Origin of the sequence: Mesorhizobium sp. CA6 (genome assembly GCF_020165035.1) — a bacterium.
Classification (GTDB): domain Bacteria; phylum Pseudomonadota; class Alphaproteobacteria; order Rhizobiales; family Rhizobiaceae; genus Mesorhizobium.
The window spans coordinates 37,139-48,786 of sequence record NZ_JAIUHI010000005.1 but is presented as its reverse complement, the minus strand read 5'-3'; the positions used below and the strand labels follow the sequence as shown (position 1 = coordinate 48,786).

13 protein-coding genes and 1 tRNA gene are annotated in these 11,648 nt (G+C 64.9%); 7 read left to right on the top strand and 7 right to left on the bottom strand.

Annotation, left to right across the window (positions count from 1 at the left end; translation table 11 throughout):
- Complete coding sequence (locus LB526_RS09060) at positions 1-639, bottom strand: TetR family transcriptional regulator (protein ID WP_224523465.1); 639 nt, start codon at positions 637-639, stop codon at positions 1-3.
- 84 nt (positions 640-723) lie between these two features.
- Here LB526_RS09060 and LB526_RS09055 point away from each other — a divergent pair, with 84 nt between their 5' ends.
- Together LB526_RS09055 and LB526_RS09050 are read left to right on the top strand one after the other, a co-directional pair.
- Positions 724-1,380, top strand: a complete 657-nt coding sequence (locus LB526_RS09055) for an O-methyltransferase (RefSeq protein WP_224523463.1) — start codon at positions 724-726, stop codon at positions 1,378-1,380.
- A gap of 105 nt (positions 1,381-1,485) precedes the next feature.
- On the top strand, positions 1,486-2,745 hold the full coding sequence (locus tag LB526_RS09050) for an MDR family MFS transporter (RefSeq protein ID WP_224523461.1): 1,260 nt from the start codon (positions 1,486-1,488) through the stop codon (positions 2,743-2,745).
- A 97-nt stretch (positions 2,746-2,842) separates the two neighbouring features.
- On the opposite strand, the gene LB526_RS09045 is transcribed toward LB526_RS09050, so the two are convergent.
- Positions 2,843-3,502, bottom strand: a complete 660-nt coding sequence (locus tag LB526_RS09045) for a response regulator transcription factor (RefSeq protein WP_095766186.1) — start codon at positions 3,500-3,502, stop codon at positions 2,843-2,845.
- 127 nt (positions 3,503-3,629) lie between these two features.
- A complete protein-coding gene (locus tag LB526_RS09040; protein ID WP_224523459.1) occupies positions 3,630-4,061 on the bottom strand; it encodes a hypothetical protein in 432 nt (143 codons plus the stop codon).
- A 111-nt stretch (positions 4,062-4,172) separates the two neighbouring features.
- Between LB526_RS09040 and LB526_RS09035 the strand changes: the two genes are divergently transcribed.
- Both LB526_RS09035 and LB526_RS09030 read left to right on the top strand, forming a co-directional pair.
- Positions 4,173-4,520 (top strand): DUF952 domain-containing protein, encoded by a 348-nt coding sequence (locus LB526_RS09035; protein WP_224523457.1) that lies wholly within the window; start codon positions 4,173-4,175, stop codon positions 4,518-4,520.
- On the top strand, positions 4,517-5,608 hold the full coding sequence (locus tag LB526_RS09030; protein ID WP_224523456.1) for a quinone-dependent dihydroorotate dehydrogenase: 1,092 nt from the start codon (positions 4,517-4,519) through the stop codon (positions 5,606-5,608). Before LB526_RS09035 ends, LB526_RS09030 begins: the two co-directional genes overlap by 4 nt.
- Here LB526_RS09030 and LB526_RS09025 read toward each other — a convergent pair.
- The gene (locus LB526_RS09025; RefSeq protein ID WP_224627331.1) at positions 5,601-6,935 is read right to left on the bottom strand and encodes an MATE family efflux transporter; all 1,335 of its coding nucleotides are present in this window, start codon (positions 6,933-6,935) and stop codon (positions 5,601-5,603) included. The two genes, LB526_RS09030 and LB526_RS09025, sit on opposite strands and share 8 nt — an antisense overlap.
- A 123-nt stretch (positions 6,936-7,058) precedes the next feature.
- On the opposite strand from LB526_RS09025, the gene LB526_RS09020 reads away from it, so the two are divergent.
- On the top strand, positions 7,059-7,961 hold the full coding sequence (locus LB526_RS09020) for a histone deacetylase (RefSeq protein ID WP_224523453.1): 903 nt from the start codon (positions 7,059-7,061) through the stop codon (positions 7,959-7,961).
- 12 nt (positions 7,962-7,973) lie between these two features.
- Here the strand turns inward: LB526_RS09020 and LB526_RS09015 are convergent, their stop codons facing one another.
- Positions 7,974-8,243 (bottom strand): DUF6460 domain-containing protein, encoded by a 270-nt coding sequence (locus LB526_RS09015; RefSeq protein WP_181166832.1) that lies wholly within the window; start codon positions 8,241-8,243, stop codon positions 7,974-7,976.
- A 137-nt stretch (positions 8,244-8,380) separates the two neighbouring features.
- Here LB526_RS09015 and LB526_RS09010 point away from each other — a divergent pair.
- Positions 8,381-8,454: transfer RNA gene (locus tag LB526_RS09010), tRNA-Gly, on the top strand.
- A gap of 250 nt (positions 8,455-8,704) precedes the next feature.
- On the opposite strand, the gene LB526_RS09005 is transcribed toward LB526_RS09010, so the two are convergent.
- A complete protein-coding gene (locus LB526_RS09005; protein ID WP_224627330.1) occupies positions 8,705-9,040 on the bottom strand; it encodes a protamine-2 (modular protein) in 336 nt (111 codons plus the stop codon).
- A gap of 102 nt (positions 9,041-9,142) precedes the next feature.
- On the bottom strand, positions 9,143-10,132 hold the full coding sequence (locus LB526_RS09000) for a LysR family transcriptional regulator (RefSeq protein ID WP_095765886.1): 990 nt from the start codon (positions 10,130-10,132) through the stop codon (positions 9,143-9,145).
- Between the two features lie 293 nt (positions 10,133-10,425).
- On the opposite strand from LB526_RS09000, the gene chvE reads away from it, so the two are divergent.
- The gene (chvE, locus tag LB526_RS08995; RefSeq protein ID WP_095765887.1) at positions 10,426-11,496 is read left to right on the top strand and encodes a multiple monosaccharide ABC transporter substrate-binding protein; all 1,071 of its coding nucleotides are present in this window, start codon (positions 10,426-10,428) and stop codon (positions 11,494-11,496) included.
- Positions 11,497-11,648 lie beyond the last annotated feature (152 nt).

Sequence of the window (11,648 nt, the reverse complement as noted above, 5' to 3'; positions counted from 1 at the left end):
CTACCAGCCGCGATGCCCGAGGCTTCGGAGATAGGCGCAGAACATGTCGGCCAGCGCATCGGAATAGGCTTCGATCTCATCGGCCGTTCGCTCCTTTTCCGAGAAATCCGCCCCCACGGCGCTCAGCGTCTTGATGATCAGGTCGCCGGCCAGGGCGCGGCCGCTATCCGGCGCGTCAGGAAGCGTCTCGCGCATGAAGGTCTCGACGGTCCGGCTCGCCGCCGCCCTCGCCTCCTCAGCCTCCGGCGCATCCCGATAGAGCGGCGCGGCGTCGTTCAGCGCGCCGCGCACCGCCGCCTCCTCGCATTCGGAGCGGATGAAGGCGTGGACCAGCGTTCTTGTCCGCTCGAGCGGGGATAGCCCGGTATTTTCGAGAATGCCGCACAAAAGCTCTGTCGTCTGGCGCCATTCGTCACTCTGCAACCTGAACAGCAGGGCCGCCTTGTTCGGGAAATACTGGTAGAGCGAACCGACGCTGACGCCCGCCCTTTCGGCAACGCGCGTGGTGGTGAAACGCTGCGCGCCTTCAGCAGCCAAAACCTGAGCAGCCGCCTCTAAAATCGCCGCGACCAGCTCCGTGGCGCGCGCCTGTTTGGGCTGTTTTCGAGTGGAAATTGAAGGGCTTGAGCGTTGGATCATGGTCGCGCGCCGAAATGCGAATTGGAAACCTGAAGGATTATTCGTATTTTTGGAAGCAACACAAGAACCCCGCCGGAGACAGCCATGACCACCTTGACCGCAACCCCTTTGGCACCGCTGCTCGCCCGCCTGTTCAAGGAAGCCGACGCGGCGACCAGCCCGGCGATCGCCCAGTACTCGCGCGACGAACGGACGCGCCTGCTCCACAGCAAGACCGAGTATCGCCAGTTCTACGGCAGCCTGAAGGACCTGTGGCTTGCGGTCTCGCCGGAGACCGGCACGCTGCTCTACATGCTGGCGCGCAGCACCGGCGCGCGCATCATCGTCGAATTCGGCACATCGTTCGGCATCTCGACGCTCTATCTTGCCGCGGCACTGCGCGACAATGGCGGCGGCCGACTGATCACGACGGAATTCGAGCCGTCGAAGGTAACCCGGGCCAAGGCCAATCTGACCGAAGGCGGCCTCATCGACCTGGTGGAGATCCGCGAGGGCGACGCGCTGGAAACGCTCAGCACCGACCTGCCTGACCGGATAGACCTCCTGCTGCTCGACGGCGCCAAGGCGCTCTATCCGGAGATACTGAGCCTGGTCGAGAGCCGGCTCAGGCCCGGCGCGCTGGTCATCGCCGACAATGCCGACTTCTCGCCCGACTATCTGGAACGGGTGCGCGCGCCGGCCGGCGGCTATATGTCGACGCCGTTCGGCGACGACGTGGAGCTGTCGATGCGGCTCGGCTAAGGCTTGCTCGAAACTACCCCATGCTGCTTCTGAGGCAGCCGTAGGCGTTTACGTCAACCAACGCGCAATCCCGGCCTTCGGGCCTTTGACGCGTAGGTGACATCCATGACCTTCCTCCCATCGTCCTGGCGCGGGCTGCCGCGCCCGGCTCTGCTCGGCCTGTTCCTGTTCTTCTGCGCCGGTTTCGCCGACGGCGCGCTGGTGCCCTTCTTTCCGCTCTGGGCGAGCGGCGAGGCGAACATTCCGATCGGCGCGATCGGGCTTTTGTTTGCCTGCTATGCCGGCGGCGAATTGGTCGCAGCGCCGCTGATCGGCGGCATCGCCGACCGGGTCGGCCGGCGGCCGGTGCTGATCCTGTCGTCGCTCGGCGTCGGCTGCGGCTTCGTCGCGCTGTTCTTCGCTCATGGCGTCGCCGCCACCGCGGCCGTGCTGCTTTTGACCGGCATATGCGAGTCGGTGCTCCACCCGACCATCCTCACAGCTATCGCCGATGTGACGGAACCGTCGGCGCATCCGCGCTGGTTCGGCATGGCGCGCGTCAGCTCGAGCGCCGGACAGATCCTCGGCCCGGCCTGCGGCGCGCTGCTGGCGCTCGTTTCGCTTGGCAGCGTGTTCCTGGCCGGCGGCGGTATGCTGCTCTTCGGCGGCATCGTCATGCTTGCCGCATTCGCCGAGACGCGCGGCCATGCCGCAGCCGACCATGGGGAAACGGAGGAAGAGGAAGGCCTGTCGGCGCTGCTGCCGGCCTTCCACGACGGCCGCCTGGCAAAGCTGCTCGCCTGGGTCGTGCTGTTCGAGATTTCCGGCAACTGGATCGAAGCGGTCATCCCGCTCTATGCGCAGGATGCCGGCACGCTCACCCCGTCCGGTGTCGGCGCGCTGTTTGCCTATGCGGCCGCCCTGACGGTCGGTTTGCAGATGCTGGTCAGCCGCTTCGCCGAGACGCGATCGGCGCTTTGGCTGGCAGCCGGCGCCGGCATCTCGACCATCGCCGCCTTTGCCCTGCTGGCGACCTCGCCGGCGATACTTTCGCTGGTCGCCGCAGTCAGCTTCTGCTCGGTGGGACAGATGCTGGTCGGGCCGCTCGTGCCGACCGCCGTCAACGCGCTCGCACCATCGCCGCGACGCGCTTCCTATATGGCCGCCTCGTCTGTGGCGGTCGACCTCAAGGACTCGCTTGGACCGTCGATCGGCACGGCGCTCTATGCGCTCGCGCCGCGCCTGCCCTGGATCGCCGGCATTCCACTGGTGGCGATCGCTTCGCTGGGCCTCGGCGCCGCGATCGGGCGAGCGCGGAATCCTTCAGGCCCGACCGAGGATGATGCCGCGTCGCAGTTGGGCTCGGCCGTCGAAAACTATCGCTGAGGGGCGCAGCCATCGACCCGACGCGAAGCGACCGCATGATCGATCCGCGCTGGTCGGGTTCAGTTAGGGTGAAAAGCTTCGCCTGAGGTGCCTGCGATCAGCCGACCGGCTGCAGCGGGTCGCCGCCGATCTTCGACAGCTGGATGACCGCCTGGGTGCGGCTGTCGACGCCGAGCTTCTGCAGGATGGCCGAGACATGCGCCTTGATGGTGGCCTCGGAGACGCCGAGCTCATAGGCGATCTGCTTGTTGAGCAGGCCCTCCGCCAGCATGCCGAGCACCCGCGTCTGCTGCGGCGTCAGCGCCTGGAGCCGCTTGATCAGGTCGGAGATTTCCGGGTCGCGCTCGACGCCGAGCTCAATGCCGGCCGGCGCGGCAATGTCGCCGGCAAGCACCGCCTGCACGGCGCCGCGGATCTCGTCCATGCTGGCCGATTTGGAGATGAAGCCGGAAGCGCCGAGATCGAGCGCGCGGCGGATGGTGACGGGATCGTCATGCGCCGATACCACCACCAGCGGCACCGCCGGATGGATGCCGCGCAACGAGATCAGGCCGGAGAGGCCGCTGGCGCCCGGCATCGACAGGTCGAGCAGCACCATATCGATATCTTCATTGGCAAGCACCAGCGCCTTGGCGCTTTCGAAATCGCCGGCCTCGTGGATGGCGGCAACGTCGCCGATGCCGGCAAGCGCCTCCTTCAGCGCGCCGCGAAAAAGCGGATGGTCGTCGGCAATGACGAAAGTGTGGCCCGACGGCAAATAGTCCTCCCCCGATCCCATCATCATTGTGTGCTTCTTGCGGGGACCGGAATGATTATGCGGCGGCGCGGCGCGTTTTCAAGCGACAAAGGCCGCGCGCGGGGTTTTCCCCAAGGCGGCTTTGCAATCAGGTCTTCTGCTGGTTCAGCTTGCCTTCGCCATCTTCCTTGTCCAGGTCCTTGACGATGTCCTTGAAGGTCCGGAAGAAGCGCTCCATGTAACCCATCGTCTTATTGAAATCCTCTTCGCTGGGCAGTTGCGATTCCAGCCGGGCGGAGAGCGAATTCTCGAGCTTGGCGACGCGCGCGTCGAGCGCCTTGACCGAATTGTCCAGCCGGTCGATCTCGTCCTGGTAGGCGGCCCGCTCGTCGGCGGCCATCTTGCAGACGAGCTGGCCGGCGCGCTCTTCGCAGATCGACATGGCGCCGGTCCTTGTGTCCATGCGGACATAGCCGTTGGCCGACTTCTCCAGACGGTAATGGTCGGTCTCCTCGGAATAGGCGGAAGCGGCAACCAGCGAGCAAAGCGCCGCGGGGATCACGATGTGCTGCAGACGCATGTTGTTCCTCCATGAGCCAGTGAAGGCGGGCTATCACAGGTTGCGCCGGAAATGGGGAAGAGTCGAGCTTCGAGCCTTCCCCGCACCTTCGGTTAGGACTATAGCGCGACAATGTCTCAGATTATCTACAAGATCGCGCCCGAGGCGCTTTGGCGCGAAGCCGAGAGGAAGGGGCGCTTCACCGGTGCGCCGATCGACATCGCCGACGGCTTCATCCATTTCTCCACCGCCGGCCAGGTTCGCGAAACGGCGGCCAAGCACTTCGCCGAGCAGACGGACCTGCTGCTGATCGCGATCGACGCTGCAAGGCTGGGTAATGCGCTGAAATACGAGGTCTCGCGCGGCGGCGCCCTGTTCCCGCATCTCTACGCCGAGCTCGACCTTGATGCGGTTCTCTGGGTAAAGCCGTTGCCGCTCGGCGCCGGCGGCCACGAATTCCCGACGCTGGAGGGCGAATGAGCGTGCTCGACCGGATCGGCCAAAAGCTGCTTTTCTCCTTCGATCCGGAAACCGCGCATGGCCTGTCGATCGCGGCGCTGCGCTGCGGGCTGCCAGTCGGCGCGACGGCGCCGCGGCGCCCGACGCATGACGCGCGGCTCAAGATCAGCCTTTGCGGCCTCGACTTTCCCAACCCGCTCGGCATGGCCGCCGGCTACGACAAGAACGCCGAAGTGCCGGACGCGCTGCTTGGGCTTGGCTTCGGCTTTGCCGAGGTCGGCACCATCACGCCGCTGCCGCAAGCCGGTAATCCGAAGCCGCGCATCTTCCGGCTGACGGCGGACGAGGCGGTGATCAACCGGCTGGGCTTCAACAATGAGGGACATGCGACCGCCGAAAAGCGCCTTGCCGCGCGCAAGGGGCGGCCAGGCATCGTCGGCGTCAACATCGGCGCCAACAAGGACAGCGCCGACCGCATCGCCGATTATGAGCGCGGCGTCGCCCGCTTCGCGCCCCATACGAGTTATCTGACCGTCAACATCTCCTCGCCCAACACGCCGGGCCTGCGCAACATGCAGGCGCGCGAGCAGCTCGGTGAGCTCTTGTCACGGGTGATGGCCGCCCGTGCCGCGGCCCCCGCGCAGCCGCCGATTTTCCTCAAGATCGCGCCGGACCTCGTCGAGGCGGAGCTCGAAGACATCGCCGCCGAGATCGCCGAGAAGAAGATCGACGGCGTCATCATCTCCAACACGACGCTTGCAAGGACAGGATTGCGAAGCGGCGGCGTGGCGAATGAAACCGGCGGCCTTTCGGGCAAGCCGCTGTTCGAGCGTTCCACCGCCGTGCTCGCCCGTATGCGCAAGCTGCTCGGCCCAAGCATTGTCCTCATCGGCGTCGGCGGGGTCGATTCCGCCGAGACGGCGCTGGAGAAGATCCGCGCCGGAGCCGACCTCGTCCAGCTTTACACCGGCATGATCTATGCCGGGCCGGCGCTGCCCGGGCGCATCGTCGCCGGCATGGCGCGGTTCATGGAACGCGAGCGGCTTGGGTCGATCAGGGACCTGCGCGACTCGGCTTGCGAGCGCTGGGCTTCAAAACCGATCAGCTGAAAGCTGTCTTCATCCTGAGCCTGAGCACCGTCAGCAGGCTCAAGCCGCGCACCAGCAGGAAAACATGCAGCGATGCCCAAAGGCCGCTGTTGCCGAAGGCCGGCGCCAGGGTGATGAGCGCAGCGCTGAAGATGAGGAACGACAACAACATCATGTTACGCATGTCGCGTGACCAGGTGGCGCCGATGAAGACACCGTCCATCTGGAAGGCCAGCACGCCGCTCAGCGCCGTGAAGGCGGCCCAGGGCAGATAGGTGTCGGCGACCCCGCGAACCTCCGGAGACGTCGTCACCAACGCCACCAGACTGGCGCCGGCGGTCAGCAGGGTGAGCGTGGCGATACCGGCGAGGCCAAAGCCCCAGATCAGCGTCAGCCGTACCGCCTGCCTGAACGGGGCAGGCGCATGCGCGCCGATGGCGCGGCCGGCGAGCTGCTCGGCGGCGGTGGCGAAGCCGTCGAGGAAATAGCCGGCGATGAGGAAGAAATTCATCAGCACGGCGTTGGCGGCGAGCGTCACCGTGCCGAACTGCGCGCCCTGCCTGGTGAACAGCGCGAAGGCGGCAAGCAGCGAAAAGGAGCGGATCATGATGTCGCGGTTGAGCGACAGCATGCGCCGGTACGCCGGCAAATCGAGGATACGCCGGCGCGACGGCCGCTCCAGCTTGCGGAAACGGTTGAGCACGATGGCAAGGCCAAGCAGCATGGCCAGGAACTCGCCGGTGACGGTCGCCCAGGCGACGCCGGCAACGCCCCAGCCGAGCTCGAGGCCGAGCAGGAAGCAGAGCGCGATGTTGATACCGTTGAGCACCGCCTGCAGCATCAGCCCGAGCCCGCCTTCGCCTCGCCCCAGCACGTAGCCCAGTATGGCGTAGTTGATCAGCGAGAAGGGCGCGGCGAGCAGCCTGATGCGGATGTAGACCGACATCGCTTCGCTAACGCGCGGCTCGGCGCCCATGAACCATTGGCCGGCGACGGCAAAGAGCGGCGCAAGGACGGCAAGTATGACGCCGGCGACGACCGCGATCAGCACGGCGCGCCACAGCACTGCCTGCTCCTCCAGCGCATCGCCGCGCCCGAAGGCCTGGGCGACGAGGCCGGTGGTGCCGGAGCGCAGGAAGTTGAAGCTGGTGAAGACAACGTCGAAGACCAGCGATCCCGCCGCCAGGCCGCCAAGCAGGGCCGCGTCGCCGAATTGGCCGACCACCGCCGTGTCGACGATGCCGAGCAGCGGCGTCGTCAGATAGGCAAGCGTCATCGGCACGGCGATCGCCAGCACCGAGCGGTTGGTGACGACGAAAGACCTGGCGCTGGCTTGAGTCGCGTCCAAGGGATTGCTGCCTGTCCGATTGCGGCTTGATCGAGGACCCGATGTGCCCCAGTTTGCCGGCATCACGCAACCATATCCGCCGGGCTGCCAACCGAATTGCAAACCTGGCGCAGCCACCAATTCATGCCGCTGCAGATCGTCCATCACCCCGATTATGACGCAGGCTTCGCCGTCAACCATCGCTTTCCAATGAGCAAATATCCGCTGTTGATGGAGGCTTTGCGCTTACGCGGTCTAGCCGCGCCGGGCGCGCTTTCGATGCCGGAACCGGTACCGGCTGCACTGCTGAAGCTTGCGCACGCGGCCGACTATGTCGACCAGGTGATCGCCTGCCAGGTACCGGCGAAAATAGAGCGCGAGATCGGCTTTCCGATCGGTCCGCGCGTGTCATTGAGGGCGAAGCTCGCCACCGCGGGCACGGTGCTGGCTGCCAGGCTGGCGCTTAAACATGGCATTGCCTGCAACGCCGCCGGCGGCAGCCATCATGCCAGGCGTGCGCAAGGCGCCGGCTTCTGCACCTTCAACGATGTCGCCGTCGCCGCGCTGGCGCTGCTGGCCGAAGGCGCCGTCGAAAACATGTTGGTCGTCGATCTCGACGTGCACCAAGGCGACGGCACGGCCGACATTCTCAATGACGAGCGGCGTGCCTTCACCTTTTCCATCCATGGCGAGCGCAACTACCCGGTGCGCAAGATCGCCTCCGATCTCGACGTCGCCTTGCCGGACGGCACCGGCGACGATCCCTATCTCGAACAGCTCGCCGCCATCCTGCCGGAACTCTCCGGGCAAAGGCGCTGGGACATCGTCTTCTACAATGCGGGCGTGGATGTCCATGCCGAGGACAGGCTCGGCCGGCTGGCGCTCACCGACGACGGTATCGCCGCCCGCGAGGACATGGTCATCGGCCATTTTCGCAAGCAGGGCGTGCCGCTGTGCGGCGTCATCGGCGGCGGTTACTCGACGGACGTGCCGGCGCTGGCCGCTCGCCACGCTATCCTGTTCGAGGTGGCGTCGCGATATGCGTGAGGCCGCGCCGAGCTATTTCCTGTAGCTGGCGATCCTGAGCAGGATGAACACCGGCACGACGATCGCGGCGCCGAGCAGGATGTAGCCCAGGAAGCGGTCGATGGCGTGGAAGCCAAGATTCCACAAATCGACGAAGAACTGGCGGATACCGTAAAAGACATCCATCGGCGACCAGCCGAAGGCATGCATGACGAGGCCGACGAGGAAGGAGACCACGAGCAGCTTCAGGAACACCCTGAGCGGCGTGTCGCCAAGAAAGCGCGTCAGTGCGGACAAGGCCATTCTCCGGTTCGAGCTGCCCGATTCGGCGGCGCGATATCAGAGATACGCATTCCGCGGAAAGGCATCAAGCAATGGAGCCGCGGTTCCGCTTTGCCGATTGCTTGACGCCCTGCCATCATGATAACGAGGTGGCCGACGCGGGTATGATGTAATGGTAGCTTGTCAGCTTCCCAAGCTGAACGCGCGGGTTCGATTCCCGCTACCCGCTCCAGCTTGCACCGCAGGGATTTGAGTGAGGCCTCACCAAGGGGCCAAATTGCGCGTCCGATTCAGGTCGGCTGCCGGCGATCGCGGGGCGGAATTGCATCGGGTCGACCCTCAGGCCGAGCAGTTTGCGCGAGGGTGAATTCGGCTGTTTGTAAAGCAAGAGTTGGGGTCTTGCACATCCATGCAAGACCCCCAGTCAGCGATTCACCCGGCAGCCCGGATACATGGTCGCTATCGACCTAGATGATCATGCTCTAGAGCCGGAAGCCGATCCAGACGCGGCGGCGCCAGCAGCGGACATGACGCCGGCCATGGCGCCAGTAGCGCCGGCAGACCCTTCTCCAAACGTGGCGCCGGCGGCGGCGGTAGTACCGATCACGGTAATACCGACGGCGGTAGTACTGGGCTGGCTGCAGCAGATCGGCCTGGTCATCCTCCTCGTAGATGGCCGGATCCGCCTTATCCAATTCATCCAGAATTCCGTTGCCGGCGGGAATACCGGCAACGGCCTTGCTGGGTCCGGCCAGGCTTGCAAGCGCTGCCGCCCCCGCAACGCCAAGCATTCCGGTGAGAAACAACCGACGTTCCATAAAAACCTCCCGAGCTGTTGGGCACGGCAGCCCTTCCTCACCCGCAACGGGCTCCAGGGAGCGACCGATCGGTTTGAACGTGCAAGTAGCATTCTCGTTCCATCAGCCCACCTCGCGCAAAATGAAGTCGTGCAGCATCTTGGCGGCGGGCGAGAGCGCGCGATTCCTGACCGTGATCAGGCTGTAAGGCCGGACCTCGATGTCGAACTCGGTCTGCACGACATCGATGGCGCCGGCCAGCCCATCGCCGCCCTGGATGAACTTGGCGACCTGGATCGAGACCGGCGCGATGGCGTCGGACTGCGCCACCATCACCAAGGTGAGCAGCAGCGAAGAGGTGTTGAGGATGCGGTCGGGCAGCGGAATGTCGCGATTCAAAAAGTTGCTTTCCATCGCCTGGCGCAATGGCGAGCCCCCGGACTGGAACACCCAGTCATAGGCCGCGGTGTCTTCCAGCCGCACCATCTTGCCGCTCGCCAGCGGGTGGCCGCGGCGCACGATGAGGCAGGCCTTCTCGACGCCGATGACGCGCGATTCGAAGAGCCGCGGATTGAGATCGTCCGGGATGCGGGCGATGATGAAGTCGTGGCGCGAGGCGATCAGCTCGCGGGCGAGCACGTTCGAGGTCTCGACCTGCATTGTGATCTCGATGCGCGGATAGATGCGGCGGATCTCACGGATCGCCGGCACGGCCAGCTCGATCGCCGGCGCCGTGACCGCGCCGAGGAATACGGAGCCGCCCTTGCCGGCCTTGAGTTCGGAAATCTCACGGTCGGCCTCCCGCATCTCCAGCAGGATGGAGCGGGCGCGCCGGGCGAGCGCCTGGCCGTAGGGGGTCAGCGTCACGCCGCGCGGCAGCCGCTCGCACAACTTCACGTCGAGCACCGCTTCCATCTCGGCGATCATGCGCGAGGCGGCCGGCTGGGAGATGTTCATGACCTGGGCAGCGGCGCTCACCCGCCCGTGATCGTCCAAGGCGGCAATCATGCGCATGTGGCGGAGACTGAGGCCGCTGCGCAGCAACGTCTCGCCATCTCGCGGCAATTTCTCGTAACCACCTGAAATCGCATCGGGATCGCGCAACGCCGCCATGATTTTCGGTCTCCTGTGCGAGTTTCTATCGATCGCTTAAGCCATACCAGTATCGATATAGCAACCAGCAAAGATCGCATTTGACAGTTATGTCAAAGCGACCCACCCTCCGCGCGTTCCGATGCGCAGGGGTCGGCGACGAGCGAAATCGTATCGATTGAAACTGCGCCGCGGGGCCGATTGGGAGGATACCGGAGATCGATAAAGCCGACAGTGGCGCGCCAGCGCACCTGTTCGACTACGCGGCCCGCGAAGCCCCGAGGTGTCGCGTCCATCAACCAGGGAGAGTAATCGTGAAGATCATCAAGACGCTGGCCGCCATCGCGGCCCTTGGCATTGCCGCCACGACCTATTCGGCGCACGCCGCCGATAAGGGTCTCGTCGGCGTGCTGATGCCGACCAAGACCTCGCAGCGCTGGATCAATGACGGCGACGCCGTCAAGTCCCAGCTCGAAGCGCTCGGCTACACCGTCGACCTGCAATATGCGCAGGACGACATCCCGAACCAGCTCAGCCAGCTGGAAAACGAAATCACCAAAGGCCCGAAGGCGCTGATCATCGCTTCGATCGACGGCACCACCATGGCCGACGCGCTGCAGAAGGCCAATGATGCCGGCGTCGTCACCATCGCCTATGACCGCCTGATCAAGAAGACCCCGAATGTCGACTACTACACCACCTTCGACAATTTCGGCGTCGGTGTGATCCAGGCGAACTCGCTGGTCAAGGGCCTCAAGGAGCGCTTCCCGAACACCAAGCCGTGGAACGTGGAGCTGTTCGGTGGCTCCCCGGACGACAACAACGCCTTCTTCTTCTACAACGGCGCCATGTCGGTCCTGCAGCCGCTGATCGACGACGGCTCGATCAAGATCAAGTCCGGCCAGATGGGCATGGACAAGGTCGGCACCCTGCGTTGGCTTGCCGCCACCGCCCAGGCGCGCATGGACAACCTGCTCTCGGCCAACTACTCGGACGGCAGCCGCGTCGACGGCGTTCTGTCTCCCTATGACGGCCTGTCGCGCGGCATCACCGCCTCGCTGCGCGCCGTCGGCTACGGCACGGAAGCCCAGCCTTGGCCGATCGTGACCGGCCAGGACGCCGAGACCGCCTCGGTCAAGCTGATCATCTCGGGCGAGCAGTACTCGACCGTGTTCAAGGACACCCGCGAGCTGGCGAAGGCCACCGTGCAGCTGGTCGACAAGGTGCTCTCCGGCGGCAAGCCGGACGGCCTCGACACCAAGACCTACAACAACGACGTCAAGGTCGTTCCCTCGATCCTGTTGACGCCGCATGAGGTCGACAAGTCGAACTACAAGGAACTGGTCGTCGACTCCGGCTACATCAAGGCTGAAGAGCTGAAGTAATCCGGTCTCAAAGGAAGGGGTCCTGCGCGACTGCAGGGCCCCTTTTCGTTCGCAAGCGACCCCGGTATTGTTTTTGCCGGCTACCGCAGCGCCATATGCCGCCAAGGCATGAGCGAAACTGTGGCATGTTGATTTCGCGCAAGACGCTTTCC

Excerpts from the sequence above, each read along its gene's own strand:
- LB526_RS09020 (WP_224523453.1), top strand. The coding sequence starts at position 7,059 with ATGCCGCTGCAGATCGTCCATCACCCCGATTATGACGCAGGCTTCGCC.
- LB526_RS09005 (WP_224627330.1), bottom strand. The coding sequence starts at position 9,040 with ATGGAACGTCGGTTGTTTCTCACCGGAATGCTTGGCGTTGCGGGGGCG.
- LB526_RS09000 (WP_095765886.1), bottom strand. The coding sequence starts at position 10,132 with ATGGCGGCGTTGCGCGATCCCGATGCGATTTCAGGTGGTTACGAGAAA.
- LB526_RS09050 (WP_224523461.1), top strand. The coding sequence starts at position 1,486 with ATGACCTTCCTCCCATCGTCCTGGCGCGGGCTGCCGCGCCCGGCTCTG.
- LB526_RS09015 (WP_181166832.1), bottom strand. The coding sequence starts at position 8,243 with ATGGCCTTGTCCGCACTGACGCGCTTTCTTGGCGACACGCCGCTCAGG.
- LB526_RS09040 (WP_224523459.1), bottom strand. The coding sequence starts at position 4,061 with ATGCGTCTGCAGCACATCGTGATCCCCGCGGCGCTTTGCTCGCTGGTT.
- LB526_RS09035 (WP_224523457.1), top strand. The coding sequence starts at position 4,173 with ATGTCTCAGATTATCTACAAGATCGCGCCCGAGGCGCTTTGGCGCGAA.
- LB526_RS09060 (WP_224523465.1), bottom strand. The coding sequence starts at position 639 with ATGATCCAACGCTCAAGCCCTTCAATTTCCACTCGAAAACAGCCCAAA.
- LB526_RS09055 (WP_224523463.1), top strand. The coding sequence starts at position 724 with ATGACCACCTTGACCGCAACCCCTTTGGCACCGCTGCTCGCCCGCCTG.
- LB526_RS09030 (WP_224523456.1), top strand. The coding sequence starts at position 4,517 with ATGAGCGTGCTCGACCGGATCGGCCAAAAGCTGCTTTTCTCCTTCGAT.